The following is a 21,416-nucleotide window of genomic DNA, read 5'->3' on the forward strand; positions in this document are numbered from 1 at the left end:
GGATCGGGCGGCTGCGGCTTCCCGCCCCGGCGGGGCAGTCGGCCGAGTTCGACGCTCTGACCTGGATAAATGTGCCCTCGGCAGGATTCGAACCTGCGACACCCGCTTTAGGAGAGCGGTGCTCTATCCCCTGAGCTACGAGGGCTGGACGTGCCGGGCGGGAGGCCCGGCCGGGACGTCGGGGAGTCTACCTGGTCGGGGGGCCGGGGGTCGCATTCGTGGTCGGGATGGTGGAGTCGGCTGATCGGCGGGGTGGTGGGCGCGGCGAGCCCGGCCCGGAGTCGCTAGCGGCCCGCGGGTCGGCTCTCGTCGTAGTCCGACGGTGCGAATCTGCTTGTCTTCCAGCGGAAGAGGAGGGTGGCGCCGGGCCAGTTGTTGGTGATCCGGCCGGAGGCGTTGCGGTACCAGCTGGAGCAGAAGTTCCAGGGGGTGTCCTTCAGGCGGCGCTGCAGCCAGTCGTCCCAGGACTTTTCGGCGTCGGGGCGGGGCGAGAGGACGTGGCCGGGGCGGGCGGAGAGGTAGTCGATGACCTGGCGGATATAGCGGGCCTGGGACTCCAGCATGTAGATGATGGAGCCGGAGCCGACGTTGGTGTTCGGGCCGTACATCATGAACAGGTTGGGGAAGCCGGGGACCGACATGCCGAGGAAGGCGCGGGCGCCCTCGGGGGACCATTCGTCGGCGAGCTTGCGGCCCTGCAGGCCATAGATATTCATGGGGGCGAGGAACTCGGTGCCCTTGAAGCCGGTGCCGTAGACGATGACGTCGGCGGGGTGCTCGACGCCGTCGGCGGTGCGAATTCCGTTGGGCGTCACCGCTTCGATGGCGGTGGTCTCGACCGTGACATTGTCCCGGGTCAGTGCGGGGAAGTACTCGTTGGAGAACAGGCCGCGCTTGCAGCCGGCGGCGTAGTCCGGAGTCAGCTTGGCGCGCAGCGCCTCATCGGGCACCTGCTGGTTGCGATGCCGGTCGGCGACGGCGATCACCGGATGCTTGATGGCGGGAATGTCGGTGAGTGCCAACGCCATCACCTCGAAGAAGGCCCAGATGGCGAATCGCTCGGCCAGCCGCGTCCCGGGCACGTACTTGAACAGCGCGTGGTGCAGCGGGGTGTACTCGGTGTCGAACTTCGGCAATACCCAGGCGGCCGAGCGCTGGAACAGCGTGAGGTGTTCGACCTTCGGCTGGATGGCCGGAATGTATTGGATGGCACTGGCTCCCGTGCCGATGCACGCGACCCGCTTGCCCGTCAGATCGACCGAGTGATCCCACTCGGCGGAGTGGAAGGCCGCGCCGGTGAAGGAGTCGGTGCCGGGGAGGTTCGGCATCGCGGGGCGGGAGAGCTGCCCGACGGCGGGGATGAGGACGTCGGCGAGGTGGGTGACGCCGTCGGCGGTGCGGACCCGCCACCGGCCGCCCTGCTCGTCGAATTCGGCGTCCACCACCTCGGCGCCGAACTCGATCTTGGCGGGCAGGTCGTGCTTCTCGGCGACGGTGCGCATGTAGGCGTGGATGTCGGCCTGCTGCGAGAACCGGCGTGGCCAATCGGATTTCGGCGCGAACGACCACGAGTACAGCGGCGAGGGCACATCGCAGGCGGCGCCCGGGTAGGTGTTCTCGCGCCAGACGCCGCCGAGGTCGGCGGCCTTCTCCAGGATGGTGAAGTTGGTCAGGCCGTGGCGTTGCAGTTCCAGCGCCATGCCCAGCCCGGCGAATCCGGCACCGATGATCAGAATGGAGGGCTCTCGCTGCATACCAGCAACGGTAGGGCGTATTCCCGCTGGTCCTGCAGACATCGCCGGACAGTGAATCCGTATTTTCGGTCACCTCGGGCGGGTGAGTCCGGATTCACCCCTGGCAATCATGGGATGGCCGCCCTCACGGCCCGCTGTCCGGGTCAGTGAGCGCCGTCTGACCTGCGACGCTGTCCTCGACTGGACAGCCCGGTGTCGCACTCAATATATTCACGGAAGTTCTTGCTCCAATTTACTTGTCCTGGTTAGTGATTGGCTATTCTGCGCCGCCGCAGGGGGCGTCGTCAGCAGGTCGTGACGCTGATCAGGATTGCGGAGCCGGCTGGTCGTCGTGTTGGGCGGCGGCGGGTCGGCTACGGGCTGCGGGCGGCGAGGGTGGGGTTCGCCGCCCGCAGCTCGAATATTTCGCCAGCTCACCGGCCCCGGACTGAGGTCACCATGCCGTCAGTTCGGGCCCCGACCTGTGTATGTCCGAATCGGCTAGGCTCGCCGCAAGTGACTCAGTTCACTCTCCAGTAGGTACATGCAAGGAGCGGTTGGGAAATGTTGAGCACCATGCAGGACGAGCAGCTGTCACTCGCGACACTGCTGCGCTATGCCTCCACCTTCCAGGGCGACAGCCACGTCTCCACCTGGACCGGTGACGGCTTACGCACCCAGACCTATCGCGAGGTCGGCCAGGACGCGGCCCGGCTCGCCAATGCCCTGCGTGACCTGGGTATCGGCGTCGGTGACCGGGTCGGCACGTTCATGTGGAACAACAACGAGCACATGGTCGCCTACATCGCGGTGCCCGCCATGGGCGCGGTGCTGCACGCCCTGAACATCCGGCTCTTCCCCGAGCAGCTGGTTTACGTGGCCAATCACGCCGAGGATCAGGTCGTCATCGTGGACGGCTCGCTGCTGCCGATGTTCGCGCAGTACCTGCCGAACCTGAAGACGGTGCGCCACGTCATCGTCGCCAATGGCGATGCCGCCGCGCTGCAGGCACCCGAGGGCGTCACCGTGCACTCCTACCGGGAGCTGCTCGACGCCCAGCCCGACACCTACGACTACCCGGTCATCGACGAGCGTTCCGCCGCCGGCATGTGCTACACCTCCGGCACCACCGGCGACCCCAAGGGCGTCGTCTACTCGCACCGCTCGAACTGGCTGCACGCCATGCAGGTGATCTCGCCCAACGGTATGGGCTTCACCGCGGCCGACACCGTGCTGGCCATCGTGCCGCTGTTCCACGCCAATGCCTGGGGCATTCCGTACGCCGCGCTCATGTCGGGCGCGAATGTGCTGATGCCGGACCGTTTCCTGCAGCCCGCACCGCTGCTGGAGATGATGGCCGAGGCGAAGCCGACCTTCGCCGCCGCGGTCCCGACCATCTGGGGCGGCGTGCTGGCCGGGCTGCAGGCGCAGCCGCAGGACATCTCGCACCTGCGCACCTGTGTGGTCGGCGGCGCGGCGGTCCCGCCGTCGATGATGCGGGCCTTCGAGGAGCGGCACGGCGTGAAGCTGCTGCACGCCTGGGGCATGACCGAGACCTCGCCGCTGGGTTCGGTGGCGCACCCGCCCGCCGGCGCCGAGGGCGAGGAGGCCTGGAGCTACCGCTACACCCAGGGCCGCTTCCCGGCCGGCGTGCAGGCGCGCCTGGTCGGTGATGACGGTTCGGTGCTGCCGAACAACGGAGAGGCCCTGGGCGAGTTGGAAGTTCGCGGCCCGTGGATCACCGGCGCCTACTACGCGCCGTCGGGCGGCGAGGTCGATCCCGACAAGTTCCACGACGGCTGGCTGCGCACCGGCGACGTCGGCAAGATCAGCCCCAATGGCTACCTCACCCTGGTCGACCGCTCCAAGGACGTCATCAAGTCCGGCGGCGAATGGATTTCGTCGGTGGACCTGGAGAACGCCGTCATGGGTCACCCGGCCGTGGCCGAGGCCGCCGTCATCGGCATCCCGGACGCGAAGTGGGACGAGCGCCCCCTGGTCGCCATCGTCCTGGTCGAGGGCACCGAGGCCAAACCCGAAGAGCTGCGCGACTTCCTGGCCCCCAAGTTCGCCAAGTGGCAGCTGCCCGAGCACTGGTGCTTCATCGCCGAGGTCCCCAAGACCAGCGTCGGCAAGTTCGACAAGAAGCGCCTGCGCGCCCAGCACGCCGACGGCTCGCTGACCGTCGTCACGCTGTCCTGACCCACCCGGGTGCGCCCTCGGCACGGGGGCGCACCCGCTGGTCAGCCGAATGCGCTGTGCCGCAGCGCTTCACGCCGTCCCGAGCGGATTCAGGACGGCGAATCGCCATTCCCCGTTCTCGAGCTGCCGGGCGATATTCGCGGTGGTGCCGGTGGGGGAGACTCGCGTGCCGTCGGGCGCGTCGATCTCCAGGGTCCAGTTGGTGACCAGCAGGGCTGCGTCACCGCCGATCAGCAGATGTTTGCTGTTGTTGGTGAGCTGTCCGCGGGCGGCGACCGTGCCGCTGATCTCCTGACGCAGGGCGTCCGAGCCGGAAATGACGGCTCCGGTGGTGGTGCGCATGGTCGCGTCCGGGGCGAAGAGCGAGAGCACCCCCGCCACGTCGCCCGCGTTCAGGCGCTCCTCGAAAACCCTTGGCAGCTGGGCGGGATCGGTGATCTGGGTGGCCATGAACTGGTCCTTTCGTGGTCGGATCGACGCTTTCCATGCTGGTCTGCGGCGGTGGCCCGGGCGAGGTCGAAAGGGGACGCGTCATGGTCAAGAGTGGACGATCGCGGTTCGGCTAGCCCTCCGGGTAGAAGACGAACAGGGTGCAGCCGGTGACCGTCGAGGGGACGTGCCACGAACCGGCAGGGGCGTGCAGGAAGGTTCCGGCGGGGTAGTCGCGCGCGCCGTCGTTGAAGACGCCCGAAACCACGTACGCCTCTTCGGGACCGGGCTCATGGATGTCGCGACCGTGCCAGGAGGCGTTCGGGTCCAGCTCGACGACATTGGCGCTGGCGCCGTTCGGTCCCGTCCAGAGGGGACGCACCCGGATGCCCGGGAAGATCTCGCGCACAGGGGATTCCGTGACGGAGGCCGAGGTGTAGCCGGGCTGGGTGAGGATTTCGGAAGTCATGCCGACCACGGTGCCGTGCGCGGCATGGGCGGCACAGTGTCAGAAAAGACATTATGGGGTACTTTTCTGCCATGCATCGCGTGACGGCTCTGGTGCGGCCGGTCCAGTCGACCTTCGAGCTCGGCTGTGCCGCAGAGGTGTTCGGCACCGAACGGGAAGGTGTGCCGAACTACTACGAATTCGGGGTGTGCACCGAAACGCCGGGACTGGTGCCCACGACGGCCGGGTACTCGCTCGATGTGGCGGACGGGCTTGCGGCGCTGGCCTCCGCCGACACTGTGATAATTCCGGGCTGGACGCCGGTGGAGGCGCCGCTCTCCGACCCTGTGCGTCGCGCGCTGCTGCGGGCGCACGGCCGCGGTGCTCGAATCGTCACGATCTGCCAGGGGGTATTCGCCCTGGCGCGCACGGGATTACTCGACGGCAGGGCCGCCACTACGCACTGGGCGCGTGCCGACAGGCTGCAGGCGGAGTTTCCCCGGATTCGCGTGCAACCGGACGTCCTCTACGTCGACCACGGCGACGTCGCCACCAGCGCCGGTGCGGGCGCGGGCATCGATCTGTGCCTGCACCTGGTCCGGCGCGATCACGGTGCCGCCCACGCCGCACTGCTCGCCCGGCACATGGTGATGCCGCCGCACCGTGAAGGCGGCCAGACCCAGTACGCGCCGACGCCCCCGCCCTCCGACCTGCTGGACGGCCTGCTCGACTGGGTGGAGGGCCGGCTCGGATCCCCACTCTCGGTGCGCGACATGGCCGCCCACCTCAATGTCTCGCCCCGCACGCTGGCCCGCAGCTTCGACGATCGGCTCGGCACGAGCCCGGGTGCGTGGTTGCTCGCGCGCCGGGTGGCGGCGGCCCGCACGCTGCTGGAGGATACGGACCTGCCGGTGGACGCCATCGCGACTCGCGTCGGTCTCGTCTCGGCGGTGAACCTGCGCCGTCGTTTCCGTGCGCAGGTGGGGACGACTCCGGGCGCGTACCGCCGGGCCTTCCGGATCTCGTGAGCGGCCGGTGTCGCCGCGGGCTAGGCGTCCTTGACCGCGGACAGGCCGTAGAGCACCGGGATGATGGGGTCGGTGGGAGGGAGTCGCCACCAGCCGGTTTCGGTCCGGATCATCTGGGGCCAGCGGGGCCACGGGAGGGTGTGGGTCTCGGTGAGGCCGGTGATGCGCAGGCCCGCCGCCAGCAGGGCGTTGATGACTTCGCCGAGGCCGTGACGCCATTCGAAGGCGGTGGTGTCGGTGCTGAGGTCGGGGCCGTCGGTATAGGTGTGGGCGCTGTCGCGACGCTGGGCGCCGCGGCCGGCGAGGTAATCGTCGTGCAGCACAAGCTGTCCCGGGTCGACACCCGGCGGCGGGGTGGGGCCGAGGGCGTGCAGCAGCGGATGGAATTCCACCAGGTAGAGCAGGCCGCCCGGGCGCAACAGGCCGGCGACTTCGCGCGCCCAGCGGGGCAGGTCGGGGAGATAGCAGAGCGCGCCCTTGCCGGTGTAGGCGATATCGAAGGTGCGCTCGCCCAGGGCTTCCCGCGCGTGGTAGACGTCCGCGCAGACGTAGTCGACCGCGCCCCCGGCCAGTTCGCGGGCGTGGCGCACCGATTCGGCCGAGAAGTCCAGGCCCACCGCGCGGGCCCCGCGCCGCGCGAATTCGATTGTCTCCGTGCCGAGATGGCATTGCAGGTGCACCACGTCGAGGCCGCGCACGTCGCCGAGGGCGTCCCATTCGAACGGCGCGAACCAGTAGCTGGAATCCCGGTCGCGGTAGAAGCTGCTGGCGGCGTGAATGCCGGCCCGGGCATCCCAGTTCCGCCGGTTCGCCGACAACGGATCTGTCACGGTCGCCACTATAGGCACGACCCGGACGCCAGGACCGGAGTCTGCGGCGGAGAGGTTCCGGTCGCGGCTGCGGGTCCGTACCGTTAGTTTGAGGGCAGATGCCCGCAATCTGCAGGGGTGGACGAGGAGGTCCGGGTGGAATCGACACGCGCGCAGGCCGCACGGCCGGTCACGGCGAGGAAGGTACCGCCGATCACGCAGGCCGGGGGTGGCCGCACATGACGCTCGGGCTGATCAGGTCGGTGGGGGAGCGGGCCTACCTGGAGGCGGAATCGGCGCGGCTGGTGCTGGAGGCCGGGCTGGCCCGGCTGGAATCACCGGCGGTGCTGCTGTCGGCGGCCACGGCCATGCTGCGCTACGGCACGCTGGCGGCCGGGCTGCGGCTGTCGGCGGCCCGGTACGGCGGGCGGGTCGCGGTCATCGACGAGCTGGGCGAGCTGACCTTCGCCGAACTGGAGGACCGGTCGAATCGGCTGGCCAACGCCTGGCGCGAGCGCGGCCTGAAACCCCATGAGGGCGTGGCGATCCTGGCCCGCAATCACCGCGGCCTGCTGGACGCGATCTTTGCCGCCGCCAAGTGCGGGGCCCGGATCATCCTGCTCAATACCGATTTCGCCGGCCCGCAGATTCGCGATGTCGCCACCCGCGAGGGCACCGACCTACTCGTCTACGACGACGAGTACGCGCCCATGCTCGACGAGGTGAGCCCGCGGCGCGGCAGCTACCGGGCCTGGACCGAGCAGCCACGCGAGGACAGCCTCGGATTCCTCATCGAGACCGGCTCGCCCGACGCGCCGCCCGCGCCCGGCGCGGAACCCAAGATCATCCTGCTGACCAGCGGTACCACCGGCACCCCCAAGGGCGCGCCGCGCACCGAGCCGAAATCCCTGCTGTCGCTGGGCGGTCTGCTGTCCAAGGTCCCGTTCCGGGTGAACGAGGTGACCGAGTGCTGCGCCCCCATGTTCCACACGCTCGGATTCGCCTGTGCCATGCTGACTCTCGGCTTCGGCTCCACCCTGGTGATCCGCCGCCGCTTCGATCCGCAGGCCGCCATCGACTCCATGGCGCGGCACCGGGCCACCACGGCGATCGTCGTCCCGGTCATGCTGGCCCGCACGATCGACCTGGGCGGCCGCGCGCTCACCGGGCACGATTTGTCCGCGCTGCGCATCATTTTCGTCGCGGGCTCCCAGCTGGGCGCGCACCTGTGCCGGGAGGTGACAGCGGCCTTCGGGCCGGTCGTCTACAACCTGTACGGGTCGACGGAGGTCGCCTACGCCACCATCGCCACGCCCGAGGACCTGGCCGAGGAGCCCGGTTGTGTGGGCCGGCCGGTGCTGGGGGCGCGGGTGGAGATCCTCGACGATCGGGGCCGCCGGGTGCCGGCCGGGGCCACCGGCCGCATCTTCGTCGGGAACACCATCCAGTTCGAGGGCTACACCGGCGGCGGCCACAAGGAGGTCATCCGCGGCCTCATGTCCTCCGGCGATGTCGGCCACTTCGACAGCGCGGGCAGGCTTTTCATCGACGGCCGCGACGACGACATGATCGTCTCCGGTGGTGAGAACGTCTTCCCGGTGGAGGTCGAGGAACTGCTCTACACCCACGCGTCGGTGCGGGAGGCGGCCGTTCTCGGCGTCCCTGACGAGCAATTCGGCGCGCGCCTCAAGGCTTTCGTGGTCGTCCACGACGGCCACCAGCTCAGCGAGCTCGAGATCAAGGACTTCGTGAAGGCCAATCTGGCCCGCTACAAGGTCCCCCGCGAGGTGGTCTTCCTGGCCGAACTACCCCGCAACCCCACCGGCAAGGTGCTCAAGCGCAAGCTCCAGGAGGCCTGAGCCGACAGCGATTCGGGGGATTCGGCACCGTGCGTTCGGGGGATTCGGCACAGTGTGTTCGGGGGATTCGGAACCGTGTGATTCCCCGCCCGGGGTCGTATGCTGGGCACCTCGCAGTACGCGGTAGAGCATGGGGGAGGGCAGGTGCCGGGGGCAGGCAATCTCGGCCACTATCGACTCGTCGAGCTGATCGGGCGGGGCGGCATGGGCCAGGTGTGGCTGGCCGAGGACACGCACCTCGAACGGGAAGTCGCGCTGAAGCTGCTCCCCGCCGAGCTCGCCAGCGACCAGGACTACCGGCGGCGGTTCGAACGTGAGGCCCGGCTGGCCGCACGACTGCGCGGACCGCATGTGGTGCCCATCCACGCCTTCGGCGAACTCGACGGCCGCCTGTACATCGACATGGAGCTGATCGAAGGCTCCGATCTGAGCAAGACCCTGCGCGAGGTGGGCGCGCTCCCGCCCGACCGCGCGGTCGACCTCATCACCCAGATCGCCGAAGCCCTCGACATCGCGCACCGGGCGGGCCTGGTGCACCGGGATGTGAAGCCCTCCAACGTCCTCACCCTCCCCAACGGCTTCGCCTACCTCATCGACTTCGGCATCGCCCGCGGCGTCGGCCAGGCCACCATCACCTCCACCGGGGTGGCCGTCGGCACCTGGGCCTACATGGCCCCCGAGCGCTACTCCGGCACCGAGGACCTCCGCTCCGACGTGTACTCGCTGGCCTGCCTGCTCTACGAGATCCTCACCGGGGCCAAGCCTTTCGCCCACACCGATCCGGTGCAGCAGATGGCCGCCCACCTGACCGCCGACCCGCCGCGGGCCAGCGACCACAGCTCACTCATTCCCGCGGCGCTGGACGAGGTCGTCGCGCGCGGCCTCGCCAAGGACCCGGCGCACCGTTTCCCCAGCGCGGGCGCCCTGGCCACCGCCGCCCGCGCGGCCCTCGAAGCCCGCCCGGCCCCGGTCCGGCCGGTGCCCGCGCGCCCGGCCCCGCCGACGGTCAAATGGGATGGGGGACAGGCGCCTATCGATTACAGGCCGGGCTTCACGCCGCATGCCGGCACTCCGGTGGCGACCCCGTCGCCGACCCGGTTCGCTACGCCCCCACCGCCTACGGGGTACACCCCGCCGGCGGCAATTCACCCTGGTTACCAGTCGTCGGTATGGTCGGCCGACCCGTCACCGCTGGGTGGCTCGGGCTATCCCGGGTACCCCGTGGCGAATCTGCATGAGACTCAGGGCGGTCCGTTCCAGTCGGGCGTTGCCGCCTACTACGCGCCCCTGCCCCCGCCCCCGAAGATCGGTTTCCTGCGTGTGCTCTGGTGGATCGTCCTGGCGATCGTGCTGCTGTTCTTCGGCCTGATGACCATTTTCGCCATTCACGACATTTTCACGCGCGGCTTCGAATCCGCGGCGGTGGCGATCGGTGTCAACGTTTTCGTCGACGGTCTCTTCGTTGTGTTCGCATGGCTGGCCTGGAGGGAGATCAGGCTGGTGCGGCGATCCTCGCACCAGCCCGTCCCACGGCAATGATCCGGCGCGACCGGGTCGCGATCGCGCCGGATCGGTTGTGCGCTCAGCGGTTACCGCATCGCGCTCAGCAGTTGCGGAGTTCCGGGCTCTGGTTGAGCAGCTGGGCGCGGGTGGAGATGAAGGTGGTGTAGGTGTCGCCGCCGACCGAGGTGAGTGGGAAGGCCGCCACCCGGTGACAGTTCTGGAAGGCGAGCTTGATGCCGAAGTGGCGTTCCAGGCCGCCGCGGATGGCGTCCGAGGCCATGGCGCGCAGCAGCTGGCCGCGGGCGGTCTCGTCCGGCGGGGGAATGGTGTTGTCGGCGTATTCCGCCGTGCCGGAACGCAGGTCGGCGGCTACCCGGCTGACGACCTCGTAGGCGTAGGGCAGCGAATTACGGACGCATTCGACGAACTCTGCGTCGCTGACTTCACCGCGTTCGGCGCGCTCGAGTAGTGCGGTAGGTACGTCGAGTGACATATCGCTCTCCTCATGGGATGGCGGAAGGTGTCAGCCGATTGTAGATGAAAAACGTTGTCAATAACTCTGAATTCGCAGCGAAAGTACCCGTTCCAGAGCATTCTTCGCATCCGCCGACAGTGTGCGCACCAGCTCGCCCGCTGGTAGCTCAGGTGTCAGCGAATGTGCCTGACCTGCCCAGAGATTCACCTCGTCGGCATTGCCGGCCGACCGCGCGGCCGCTCGCAAAGGCCCGGTGGCGTAATGGATCTCGGGGTAGGCGACCGGCGCGTCGGGGTGTTCCACGATGAACCGGTTGCGCAGCCCGCGTGCCCGCCGCCCGGTGAAGGCGCGGGTCAGCATGGTCGGTGTCGGCTCGGCGATGGCGTCCCGGACAACCGGCGCGGTCCCGGCCTCGGGGCAGCGCAGGAACACGGTCCCGAGCTGCGCCGCCGCCGCGCCCGCGCACAGCACCCCCGCGACTGCCGCCCCGGTCGCGATGCCGCCCGCCGCCACGATCGGTGTATCCACCTCGGCGCGCAGCAGTTGCAGCAGCGTCAGCAGCCCCAGCGGGTCGGTGAGGTCGTCGGCCGGATCGTCGACGAAGACGCCGCGGTGCCCGCCCGCCTCCGCGCCCTGCGCGATCAGCACGTCCGCGCCCGCGGCGACCGCTTGCCGGGCCTCGGCCACGGTCGTGACCGTCACCCACACCTCGGACCCGGCCGCGTGCAGCCGCGCGATCTCCCCGGCGGTCGGACAGCCGAAGGTGCTGGACACCACCGGCACCGGATCGGCGATCAGCAGGTCCAGCTTGGCGGCCCAGTCGTCGCTGTCGTAGCGGGCCTCGCCGACCGGGAACTCGGCCGCCAGCGTCCTTATATATGTATCGAACCGATCGGTCGGACTCGGTTCGGAGGGATAGAACAGATTGACCCCGAACGCCCCGGAGGTCAGCGCCCGCGTGGCCTTGATCCGGGCGGCCAATTCGCTCGCGGGCAGGTATCCGGCGGCCACGAAACCCAGCCCGCCGGCCGCGGTCACGGCGGCGGCCAGTTCGGGGGTGGACGGTCCGCCCGCCATGGGGGCAAGAACGATCGGCGTATCCAACTCGTCGAGAACCATCTCGCAAGTGTGCGCCTCCGGTTACGGTTTGTGACCAAGGGTTCGAGCATTCGACCTGGCGTTATCGCACAAAAGGTTGCGAATTGGTCACGAGCGAGTACTGTTTCCGTCACAGCGATGCCGAATCGTTACCGGACCCACCGAACGCTAGGACTTGCAGTGCCGCACCATCGAACGACCGCGAACTCTGTCACAGTCATGGATCTGCTCGGTGAATCCGCTGCGGGCAGCACTGTCACCATGCCGCGCCGACGCCACCGGGCCGAACCCTCCACCGCCGAGCGTGTGAAGACCGCCGCGGGTGTGGCCGTCGCCGCCGGCGCCCTGATCGGCACCGGAACCCAGCTGGTCCCGGCCCTGGCGCACGCCGCGCCGCTGCTGCCCACGCACGACGAGAAGCCCGCCACCATCGGCGAGGATGTCGCCCCGGTCGAGCAGGCCGACCTCGATCTGAAGCAGGCCAGGGACTCCGCCCCCGCGGCGCAGACCCCGCAGGCCCAGCCGATCGCGGCCGCCACGCCCGACCCGGCCCCGTTCGGCCTGCAGAACCTGCCGCCGGAGATCTCCGCGCCGCTGCAGCAGGCCGAGCAGACCCTCAAGAACCTCCAGCAGCAGCTGAACCCGGGCCCGAACGTGGTCAAGCCGGTCGACGGCCAGCTCACCTCCGGCTTCGGCATGCGCTGGGGCGCAATGCATTACGGTATCGACTTCGCCGACCCGATCGGCACGCCGATCCACTCGGTCATGGGCGGCGAGGTCATCTCCGCCGGCCCCGCCTCGGGCTTCGGCCTCTGGGTGCGCGTCAAGCAGGACGACGGCACCACCGCGGTCTACGGTCACGTCAACGACATGTACGTGACCGTCGGCCAGCGGGTGAACACCGGCGATGTCATCGCCTCCGTGGGAAATCGCGGAAACTCCACAGGTCCCCATCTGCACCTCGAGATCTGGGACGCCGCCGACAACAAGATGGATCCGCTGCCATGGCTAGCCAGCAAGGGCGTTCTCATGCAGCAGCAGTGGGGACCGGACCAGTAGACCGTTCACCGCTGCCCTCGACCGGACGCTTTCCGGACCGGCGCCCGCCGGTGGGTGCGGTGACGACACTGGACGACCTCTTCGACCCGGCCTCCGTGCCCGGCCGCTCCTACGCGGTGCTCGTGCAGCACCCGCGCTCGACCGTGCTCGAGGTGGCCGAGCGACTGACCATCCCGCCGCGCGTGGCCGAGGCCGCGCTGGAGGCGCTGTGCCAGCTCGAGGCCGCGGTGCGCCTCACCGACGGCAAGGGCGTGGTGCGTTTCGACGCGCACGCGCCGGAAGCTTTGTCGGAGGCCGAGACTCGCCGGCGCAATCAGGACATGCTGCGCATGCAGTCGGCCGCCGCGCGCCTGGGCGAGACCTTCCGCTCGGTGCGCCGCACCACCGATGCCGACGGCGCGGTGGTGGCGGTCTATGAACGCCGCCAGCTGCTGGCCGATTTCGAGGACCTGCAGCACACCGCGCACGCCTGCGTGAAGGTGGTGGAGCGCGGCCCGTTCCTCTCCGATGTCGAGACCGAGGAGCGGATGTTCGAGCTGAAGTCCTCGCGCATCACCGCGGGCATCGCCTACCGCACCCTGTACCAGGAGACCATCTACCAGGACCCGGAGCGGCTGCGCCACGTCCTGGCCACCAATGCGATTGGGGCGCAAGCGCGTACGCTGCCCGATCCGCCCATGAAGCTGATCGTCGCCGACGATCGGCGCGCGGTGCTGGTGCTGCACACCGACGAGCGCCGCGGCGACCCCATGGGCGTGCGGGTCGGCCCGTCGCCCACACTGGACCTGCTGGTGAAGACCTTCGACTCGCTGTGGCTGATGGCCACGCCGATCTCGGTGAACCCGGCCGAAGCCCTCGACGAGCGCGACAAGGCCATCCTGACGCTGATGAGCATGGGCGCCACCGACGACACCATCGCCCGCCGGCTCGGCCTCTCGCGCCGAACGGTGGTGCGCCGCACCGCGAGTCTGCTCGAGCGCCTGGGCGCCAGCACGCGGTTCCAGGCCGGCGTGCAGGCGACACGCCGCGGCTGGCTCTGAACCACTGTGGTGCAAGTCACTTCATAGCAACAATCATTGCTGCTCAGCGATAGTCACTGTGCTCGGGCCGCTCGAGGCCGCGCGCGAGCATCGATATGATTGTTTGATCCGCTCACCCGTTGGCGATCCATAGGGAACAAGACGCCATTTTTCGTGGGTCGGGCCGAGTGTCTTCGGCCTGCGGAAAAGATGAACCCGAGAGGTGAATGCACGCGAATGGATACTGCCCGCCGTACAGCTCGCGGAAATCGTCGCCGTCGGTCCGGCAGCCCACTCTTCGGGCAGTTGCTCACCGCCGCGGTCGAGTCCGCCGCCGACGACATCGCCATCCGGTTCAATCCCACTGGAAACCCGGCCGACCAGCGCGAGATCAGCTACCGCGAACTCGATGCCGGGTCCTCGCAGCTCGCCCGGGAATTGATCGGCCGCGGCGTCGGCCCCGGCGACATGGTCGCGATCGGCATCACCCGCTCCATCGAATCGGTGCTGTCGGTCTGGGCGATCGCCAAGACGGGCGCCGCCTACGTGCCGGTCGATCCGGCCTATCCGCCCGATCGCATCGAACACCTGCTCACCGACTCCGGAGCGGTGCTGGGCCTGACGACGCGGGAGTACCGCGCCGCGCTGGGCACCGCCGCCGAGTGGATCGAACTGGATGATCCGGCGCACGCGCAGCGCATCGCCGCGCACCCGGATCACCCCATCTCCTATGCCGACCGGCCGGGCACGCTCACCGAGCAGCATCCGGCCTATGTCATCTACACCTCCGGGTCGACCGGAAAGCCCAAGGGCGTGGTGGTCACCCACACCGGCCTGGCCGGGCTGGTGGCCGCCGAGCGGGAGCACTACGCGGTCACCGCGGATTCGCGTGTGCTGCACGTCTGCTCGCCGAGCTTCGACGTCTCGGTGCTGGAACTGCTGCTGACCTTCACCGCCGGTGCGACCCTCGTCATCGCACCGGCCGGGGTCTTCGGCGGCGTGGAACTGGCCGAGCTGCTGGGTCGAGAGGCCGTTACCCATGTGCTGATCACCCCGGGCGCACTGGAATCGGTGGATCCGGCCGGGCTGACCGAGCTGACCACCGTGGTGGTGGCCGGTGACAAGTTCGGTCCGGAACTGGTGTCGCGCTGGGCGACCGCCGACCGCTCCTTCTACAACGGCTACGGCCCCACCGAGGCAACCATTCTCGCCACCTCGAGCGCCCCACTGCTGCCCGGCGAGCCGATCACCATCGGCTCGGCCATCCCGGGTGTCGGTGCGTACGTACTGGATTCGCGCCTGCGGCCGGTGCCGGACGGCGTGGTCGGCGAGCTGTACCTGTCCGGTCCGGCGCTCGCGCAGGGCTACAAGGGGCGGCCGGGGCTGACCTCGGAACGCTTCGTGGCGAGTCCCTTCGGCGAGGCCGCGGGCACGCCGGGCGCGCGCCTGTACCGCACCGGCGACCTGGTGCGCCGCAACCCCGCCGAATCGGACAACGCGGGCGTCATCGAGTACCTGGGCCGCTCCGACTTCCAGGTCAAGATCCGCGGCCTGCGCATCGAACTCGGCGAGATCGATAATGCGCTGAGCGCGCACCCCGACGTGGATTTCGCTGCGACACTGGGCAAGACGCTGCCCTCCGGCGCGACCGCGCTGGTGTCGTACGTGCTGCCGCGGCCGGGCGCGACCCTGGACACCGCGGCGCTGGCGGCGCACGTCGGCGAATCGCTGCCCGCCTACATGGTGCCCGCCGCCCTGCTGGTGCTGGACGAGATTCCGCTGACCCCGGTCGGCAAGCTGGACCGGAATGCCCTGCCGGAACCGGTTTTCGCGGCCCGCGAGTTCCGCGCCCCCGCCACCCGGGCCGAGGAGATCATCGCGGAAGTGTTCGCCGCCTTGCTGATTCCGGACAATCCGGACGCGCGGGTGGGTGCGGACGACGACTTCTTCGAACTCGGCGGCAACTCGCTGCTGGCCGCACAGGCCGCCGCGCGCATCGGCACCGCACTCGGTGTGCGGGTTCCGGTCCACGTGCTGTTCGAGGGCTCGACCGTGGCCGAGCTGGCCCGCCGGCTCGACGGCGAATCGGCCCCGGCCGCCGCCGGACCGGCGCTCGGCTCGCTGCCCCGCCCGAACCGGGTGCCGCTGTCGTTCGCACAGCAGCGCATGTGGTTCCTGAACCGCTTCGACCCGAACAGCGCGGTCGACAATATGCCGCTCGCGGTGCGGCTGTCCGGCGCCCTCGACGTGGACGCCATGCGCGCCGCGGCCGCGGATCTGGTTGCGCGCCACGAGGTCCTGCGCACCATCTACCCGGAGGTCGACGGCGAGGGCTACCAGCTGGTGCTGCCCGCCGGCGATCCGCGGGCGCTACCCGAACTGCCGGTCGTCGATATCGACGCCGCCGAGATCCCGGCCCGGGTGGCCGAGGTGGTCGGCGCCGGCTTCGACGTCACCGCCGCGCCGCCGCTGCGGCTGCGCCTGCTGCGGCTCGCGCCCGACGAGCACGTGCTGGTGGCCGCGATCTATCACATTGCCGCCGACGGTGTTTCGATCGGCGTACTGGCTCGCGATCTGGTCTCCGCCTATGCCGAGCGCATGCGCGGCGGCGCGCCGCAGTGGGCCCCGCTGCCGGTGCAGTACGCCGATTACGCGGTGTGGCAACGGGAATCGCTGGGCAGCGAGGACGATCCGGACTCGGCGCTGTCCCGCCAGATCGCCTACTGGCGCGAGGCCCTCGCGGACCTGCCCGACGAACTGGTACTGCCCTGGGATCGGCCGCGGCCCTCCGTCGCCTCCTACCGCGGCGGCACCCACGCCTTCCACATCGACGACGAGATCTACGCGGCCGCCCGGCATTTCGCCGAGACGCACAACACCACCCTGTTCATGGTGGTGCACTCGGCGCTGGCCGTGCTGCTGGCCCGGCTCTCCGGCACCCGCGACATCGCCATCGGCACGCCGGTGGCCGGACGCGGTGAGGCCGAACTCGACGACCTCATCGGCATGTTCGTCAACACCCTGGTGCTGCGCACCGACATCGACCCGGCCGTCTCCTTCGCGGACCTGGTGGCACGGGTGCGCGAGACCGACGTGCGCGCCTTCGGCCACGCCGACGTGCCGTTCGAGCGCCTGGTGGAACTGCTGGACCCGGCCCGCTCGCAGGCCCGCAATCCGCTGTTCCAGGTCATGCTGACCTTCCAGAACATGGCGCCCACCCGCCTGGAACTGCCCGGGCTCACGGTGGCCGGCGCGGACCTCGAGATCCCGTTCGCCAAGTTCGACCTGCAGCTCACCATGCAGGAGTCGCACGACGAGCACGGCGACGCCACCGGCCTGGCCGCCGAATTCTCCTACGCCCTGGACCTGTTCGACGCCGCCACGGTCGCCGAGCTGGCCGCCCGCTTCCAGCGGGTGCTCGCCGCGGTGACCGCCGCCCCGGCCGCCCCGGTCGGCGATCTCGCGCTGTTCTCGGCGGGGGAGCGGCAGCGGGTGCTGGGCGACTGGAACGCCACCGCCTTCGACGTGGCGGCGACGCTGCCGGAAGGCGCTGCGGCGACCCTGGTTTCGCGGTTCGAGGCGCAGGTCGCGGCCAGCCCGGACGCCGTCGCGCTGAGCTTCGCGGACGAGACCCTCACCTATCGTGAGCTGTCCGAACGGGCCAATCGCCTGGCGCGGCTGCTCATCACCGAGGGCGTGGGGCCGGAATCGCTGGTGGCGCTGGCCCTGCGGCGCTCGACGGAACTGGTCGTGGCCATGTACGCGGTGCTGCACGCCGGTGCCGCGTACGTGCCGCTGGACCCGGACCAGCCGCTCGACCGCATCGGCCACATTCTCGACACCGCGCGCCCGCGTCTGCTGCTCACCGCCGAGCGGGACGAATTCGACGCCGGTGCACGTGATGTCGTGACGGTCACGGTGGAGCGGGCGGAGGCCGCGGCGCGGTCGCACAGCGGTGCACCGATCACCGATGCCGAGCGCGTCCGGCCGCTGCGGCCGGAACACACCGCCTACGTCATCTTCACCTCCGGCTCGACCGGCCGCCCCAAGGGCGTCGCCGTCGAGCACCGGGCCATCGTCAACCGCCTGGTGTGGATGCAGCACGAGTACACGCTGACCGCGGAAGACGCCGTGCTGCAGAAGACTCCGGCCACCTTCGACGTGTCGGTGTGGGAGTTCTTCTGGCCCTTGCAGACCGGCGCGCGCCTGGTGGTCGCCAAGCCGGACGGGCATCGCGATCCGGTGTACTTGGCGCAGATCATCGCCGGACAGCGCATCACCACAGCGCATTTCGTGCCCTCCATGCTGTCGGCCTTCGTCGCCACCCTGGACAACGACAGCGAGCTGGCGAGTGCGGGCCGCGCGCTGCGGCAGGTGTTCGCCTCCGGTGAGGCGCTGCCCGCGCCCACCGCGCGGCAGCTGCGGGAGCTGACCGGTGCGCGGCTGCACAACCTCTACGGTCCGACCGAGGCCGCGGTCGACGTCACCTATCACGAGGTGACCGAGGCCGACACGGTGTCGGTGCCGATCGGCCGCCCCGTCTTCAACACCCGTGTCTATGTGCTGGATTCGCGCCTGAATCCGGTGCCCGTCGGTGTCGCGGGCGAGCTGTATCTCGCCGGTGTGCAGCTGGCGCGTGGCTATGTCGAACGGCCCGACCTGACCGCCGATCGCTTCGTGGCCGATCCATTCGGCACGGGTGAACGGCTGTACCGCACCGGCGATCTCGTGAAGTGGGATGCTGCGGGTGAGCTGGAGTACCTGGGCCGCACCGACTTCCAGGTGAAGCTGCGCGGTCTGCGCATCGAGCTGGGCGAGATCGAGGCGGCGCTGCTGGCGCAGCCGGGCGTCGCGCAGTCGGTCGTGGTGGTGCGCGCGGACGCGCACACCGGTGACCAGCTGGTCGGCTACGTGGTGAGCACCGAGGCCACCGCCGAGGAGCTGAAAGCCGGTCTGGCCCGGGCGCTTCCGGCCTACATGGTGCCGAGTGCCATCGTGGTGCTCGACGCGTTCCCGCTCAATGCCTCCGGCAAGCTGGACCGCAAGGCGCTCCCGGCCCCGGTGTTCGAGGCCAAGACCTTCCGCGCGCCCTCGACCCCGATCGAGGATAGCGTGGCCGATGTCTTCGCCGAACTGCTCGGCGCGGACCGGGTGGGCGCGGACGACGACTTCTTCGAGCTGGGCGGCAACTCGCTCATCGCCACCCGCGCGGTGGCCCGCATCAACGTCGCCCTCGACGCCAATGTGGCCGTGCGTGAACTCTTCGAGACCGCAACGGTTTCCGGTCTGGCGGCGCGTATCGTGCCGGGGGCCGCGACGGGCGTGCGTCCGCCGCTGGTGGCCGGGGAGCGTCCGGCGCGTGTCCCGCTTTCCCTTGCGCAGCAGCGCATGTGGGTGCTCAATCAGCTGGATCCGGAGTCCCCGGCCTACAACCTTCCGATGGTCATCCGCCTCACCGGCGCACTGGATGTGCCCGCCCTGCGGCACGCCGTCGAGGATGTGCTGACCCGCCACGAGGTGCTGCGTACGCGCTACCCCGAATCGGCTCCGGGTGCACCGGCCTACCAGGAGATCCTCTCGGTCGCCGATGTGCTGCCGCACGGCCTCGAGGTGGAGCGGTCCGGCGATATCGGCGGCCGGGTCGCCGAGCTGGTCGGCACCGGATTCGATGTGGCCCAGCGGGTTCCGGTGCGGGTGCGCCTGGTCACCGGCGACGACCCGGACGACTACCTGCTGGTCCTGGTGGCCCACCACATCGCCGCCGACGGCGCCTCCATGGCCCCGCTGGCCCGCGACCTGATGACCGCCTACCTCGCCCACGCCGCCGGCGAGGCCCCGGCGTGGGCGCCGCTGCCGGTGCAGTACGCCGACTACGCGGTGTGGCAGCGGGCTGCCATCGGCGTCGAGGACGACGCGGACTCGCCCGCCGCCGCGCAGGTCGCGTTCTGGCGTGAGCAGCTGGCCGGACTGGCGGACCGCCCCATCCTGCCGCTGGACCGGCCGCGTCCGGCGGCGGCCGCCATGCGCGGCGCGCTGCTGGACTTCACCCTGCCCGCCGAGGTGCACGCGGGGCTGAATCGCCTGGCGCGCAACCACAATGCGTCGCTTTTCATGGTGGTGCACGCGGCGGTGGCGGCCTGGCTGTCGCGGCTGTCGGGCAGCGCCGACATCGTCCTGGGCACCGCGGTCGCCGGGCGCGGCGAGCGCGCGCTCGACGATCTGGTCGGCATGTTCGTCAATACCCTCACCCTGCGCACCCGGGTCGACGCGGCCGCGTCGTTCGACGAGCTGGTCGAGCGGGCCCGCGAGACCGACCTGTCGGCCTTCGCCCACGCGGACGTGCCGTTCGAACGGGTGGCCGAACTCGTCGCGCCCGGCCGGACCGCGGCGAATCCGCTACTGCAGGTGGTGCTTTCGCTGCAGAACACCGAGACCCCGGTGCTGGAGCTGCCGGGCCTGACGGTGGCGGCGGTCGACACCGCGCTGGCGACGGCCAAGTTCGATCTGCAGATCAGCGTGGAACCGCGCCCCGGCGCGGCGGCCGCTGCGGGTGAGCTGGCCGTGATCCTCAACTACGACACCGAGCTGTTCGAGGCATCCTCCATGGAGTCCTTCGGCCGGGCCCTCGAGCGGGTGCTCACCTCGGTCGCCACGGATCCACAGCTGCCGGTCGGCGACATCGTGCTGCTGGACGCCGCGGAATCCGCTGCGGTGCAGGCACTGTCGCAGCCCGCGCCGGAACCCGCCGGGCTCGGCGTGCGCGGTGCCGCCCTGGCCCAGGTGCTCACCACCGCCGCCGAGGACGACCCGGACGGCCCGGCGCTGGTGTGGGGCGACGAGGCGCTCACCTATCAGGAACTCGACGCCCGCTCCTCCCGGCTGGCCCGGGTGCTCATCGCCCGCGGCAGCGGCCCGGGCACCGGCGTGGTGCTGCGCCTGGACCGCGGCGTCGACCAGGTGGTCGCGGTGTGGGCGGTGCTGAAGGCGGGCACCATGGTGGTGCCCTTCGCTGCCGCGGAAGTCCCGGGCCGGGATGTGAAGGTCGGCATCACCGTCGGCACCGCGCCCGGCAGCGTGCGTGGCATCGAATGGCTGTCGCTCGACGACTCCGAGACGGCGGCCGAGATCGCCGCCGAATCGGCGCGACCGGTCACCTACGCCAACCGGATTCGCGCACTGAGCGGCACCGACATCGCCCACGCGGCGGCGGACCGGACCCTCACCTACGACGGCCTGGCCGCCGCGGTGGACCGGGCCCGCGCCCTCGACCTGACCTTCGAGTCGCGCACCTTCCACCATGGTGCGGCCGATTCGGCGCTGACCCTGATCGAAGTGGTCGCGGCGTGCGCGGTCGGAGCCTCTGTGGTCCTGGTGGATTCGGCGGTCCTGGTGGATTCGGCCGGACCGGATCTCTCGGAGGCGCTGGCCGACGAGTGGGTCACCCACGTCTTCGCCGACCACGATCGCCTCGGCGAGCTGAATCCCGCTCCGCTCGAGGATCTTCGGGCCGTGGTGCTCGACGCGCCGACGACGGCCGCCGAGCGCTGGACGGACGCCGCCGTGCTCGTTCTGCCCGAGTAGCCGAGCGCTAGCGGGCCGTGCTCGCGCCGCCGGATCCACCTCCCGGCGGCGCGAGTGGTAGCGAACAGCAATCGCTATGGCGCAGGTCACATGGTGCAACGCCGGGACCGGGCCGCCGATACTCCCTCCAGTTCGAGCCGCCGTAGCTGCTGTGCGCGGCTATGCTGTGCCGG

13 protein-coding genes and 1 tRNA gene are annotated in these 21,416 nt (G+C 70.1%); 7 read left to right on the forward strand and 7 right to left on the reverse strand.

Translation table 11 applies throughout. From position 1 onward, the window contains the following. Positions 1-72: 72 nt before the first annotated feature. A tRNA-Arg gene (locus tag ACFXHE_RS09240) sits at positions 73-145 on the reverse strand. A 139-nt stretch (positions 146-284) separates the two neighbouring features. Beyond that, entirely contained in the window at positions 285-1,754 is a 1,470-nt protein-coding gene (locus ACFXHE_RS09245) for a flavin-containing monooxygenase (RefSeq protein ID WP_379381457.1), read from the reverse strand. A 543-nt stretch (positions 1,755-2,297) separates the two neighbouring features. Between ACFXHE_RS09245 and ACFXHE_RS09250 the strand changes: the two genes are divergently transcribed. After that, positions 2,298-3,935 (forward strand): long-chain fatty acid--CoA ligase, encoded by a 1,638-nt coding sequence (locus ACFXHE_RS09250; protein ID WP_379381459.1) that lies wholly within the window; start codon positions 2,298-2,300, stop codon positions 3,933-3,935. 69 nt (positions 3,936-4,004) lie between these two features. Here the strand turns inward: ACFXHE_RS09250 and ACFXHE_RS09255 are convergent, their stop codons facing one another. Beyond that, positions 4,005-4,385, reverse strand: a complete 381-nt coding sequence (locus tag ACFXHE_RS09255) for a YybH family protein (protein WP_379381461.1) — start codon at positions 4,383-4,385, stop codon at positions 4,005-4,007. 112 nt (positions 4,386-4,497) lie between these two features. Then, a complete protein-coding gene (locus ACFXHE_RS09260; RefSeq protein WP_379381463.1) occupies positions 4,498-4,833 on the reverse strand; it encodes a cupin domain-containing protein in 336 nt (111 codons plus the stop codon). 71 nt (positions 4,834-4,904) lie between these two features. Between ACFXHE_RS09260 and ACFXHE_RS09265 the strand changes: the two genes are divergently transcribed. Beyond that, positions 4,905-5,840, forward strand: a complete 936-nt coding sequence (locus tag ACFXHE_RS09265) for a helix-turn-helix domain-containing protein (protein ID WP_379381465.1) — start codon at positions 4,905-4,907, stop codon at positions 5,838-5,840. A 20-nt stretch (positions 5,841-5,860) separates the two neighbouring features. Here the strand turns inward: ACFXHE_RS09265 and ACFXHE_RS09270 are convergent, their stop codons facing one another. Beyond that, positions 5,861-6,670: a class I SAM-dependent methyltransferase gene (locus ACFXHE_RS09270; protein WP_379381467.1), complete on the reverse strand. Its 810-nt coding sequence runs from the start codon at positions 6,668-6,670 to the stop codon at positions 5,861-5,863. Between the two features lie 218 nt (positions 6,671-6,888). Between ACFXHE_RS09270 and ACFXHE_RS09275 the strand changes: the two genes are divergently transcribed. Together ACFXHE_RS09275 and ACFXHE_RS09280 are read left to right on the forward strand one after the other, a co-directional pair. Then, positions 6,889-8,508 carry an acyl-CoA synthetase gene (locus ACFXHE_RS09275; protein ID WP_379381468.1) on the forward strand — a complete coding sequence of 540 codons (1,620 nt, stop codon included), beginning with the start codon at positions 6,889-6,891 and terminating at the stop codon, positions 8,506-8,508. 144 nt (positions 8,509-8,652) lie between these two features. Then, a complete protein-coding gene (locus ACFXHE_RS09280; RefSeq protein ID WP_379381470.1) occupies positions 8,653-10,047 on the forward strand; it encodes a protein kinase in 1,395 nt (464 codons plus the stop codon). Between the two features lie 64 nt (positions 10,048-10,111). On the opposite strand, the gene ACFXHE_RS09285 is transcribed toward ACFXHE_RS09280, so the two are convergent. Together ACFXHE_RS09285 and ACFXHE_RS09290 are read right to left on the reverse strand one after the other, a co-directional pair. Further along, positions 10,112-10,504 carry an SCO5389 family protein gene (locus ACFXHE_RS09285; RefSeq protein ID WP_354830660.1) on the reverse strand — a complete coding sequence of 131 codons (393 nt, stop codon included), beginning with the start codon at positions 10,502-10,504 and terminating at the stop codon, positions 10,112-10,114. A gap of 57 nt (positions 10,505-10,561) precedes the next feature. Further along, complete coding sequence (locus tag ACFXHE_RS09290) at positions 10,562-11,605, reverse strand: nitronate monooxygenase (RefSeq protein ID WP_379381473.1); 1,044 nt, start codon at positions 11,603-11,605, stop codon at positions 10,562-10,564. 198 nt (positions 11,606-11,803) lie between these two features. Between ACFXHE_RS09290 and ACFXHE_RS09295 the strand changes: the two genes are divergently transcribed. The 3 genes from ACFXHE_RS09295 (at position 11,804) to ACFXHE_RS09305 (ending at position 21,243) form a co-directional block, all read left to right on the forward strand. Then, positions 11,804-12,643, forward strand: a complete 840-nt coding sequence (locus ACFXHE_RS09295; protein ID WP_379381475.1) for a M23 family metallopeptidase — start codon at positions 11,804-11,806, stop codon at positions 12,641-12,643. 59 nt (positions 12,644-12,702) lie between these two features. After that, positions 12,703-13,683, forward strand: a complete 981-nt coding sequence (locus ACFXHE_RS09300) for a LuxR C-terminal-related transcriptional regulator (RefSeq protein WP_379381477.1) — start codon at positions 12,703-12,705, stop codon at positions 13,681-13,683. A gap of 216 nt (positions 13,684-13,899) precedes the next feature. Beyond that, positions 13,900-21,243, forward strand: coding sequence for an amino acid adenylation domain-containing protein (locus tag ACFXHE_RS09305; protein WP_379381479.1), 7,344 nt, complete (start codon positions 13,900-13,902; stop codon positions 21,241-21,243). Positions 21,244-21,416 lie beyond the last annotated feature (173 nt).

Origin of the sequence: Nocardia sp. NPDC059229 (assembly GCF_042754165.1) — a bacterium.
Lineage (GTDB): Bacteria > Actinomycetota > Actinomycetes > Mycobacteriales > Mycobacteriaceae > Nocardia.

Coding starts and splice junctions, on each gene's coding strand:
- ACFXHE_RS09260 (WP_379381463.1), bottom strand. CDS start 4,833: ATGACTTCCGAAATCCTCACCCAGCCCGGCTACACCTCGGCCTCCGTC.
- ACFXHE_RS09285 (WP_354830660.1), bottom strand. CDS start 10,504: ATGTCACTCGACGTACCTACCGCACTACTCGAGCGCGCCGAACGCGGT.
- ACFXHE_RS09290 (WP_379381473.1), bottom strand. CDS start 11,605: ATGGTTCTCGACGAGTTGGATACGCCGATCGTTCTTGCCCCCATGGCG.
- ACFXHE_RS09255 (WP_379381461.1), bottom strand. CDS start 4,385: ATGGCCACCCAGATCACCGATCCCGCCCAGCTGCCAAGGGTTTTCGAG.
- ACFXHE_RS09295 (WP_379381475.1), top strand. CDS start 11,804: ATGGATCTGCTCGGTGAATCCGCTGCGGGCAGCACTGTCACCATGCCG.
- ACFXHE_RS09265 (WP_379381465.1), top strand. CDS start 4,905: ATGCATCGCGTGACGGCTCTGGTGCGGCCGGTCCAGTCGACCTTCGAG.
- ACFXHE_RS09305 (WP_379381479.1), top strand. CDS start 13,900: ATGGATACTGCCCGCCGTACAGCTCGCGGAAATCGTCGCCGTCGGTCC.
- ACFXHE_RS09275 (WP_379381468.1), top strand. CDS start 6,889: ATGACGCTCGGGCTGATCAGGTCGGTGGGGGAGCGGGCCTACCTGGAG.
- ACFXHE_RS09250 (WP_379381459.1), top strand. CDS start 2,298: ATGTTGAGCACCATGCAGGACGAGCAGCTGTCACTCGCGACACTGCTG.
- ACFXHE_RS09245 (WP_379381457.1), bottom strand. CDS start 1,754: ATGCAGCGAGAGCCCTCCATTCTGATCATCGGTGCCGGATTCGCCGGG.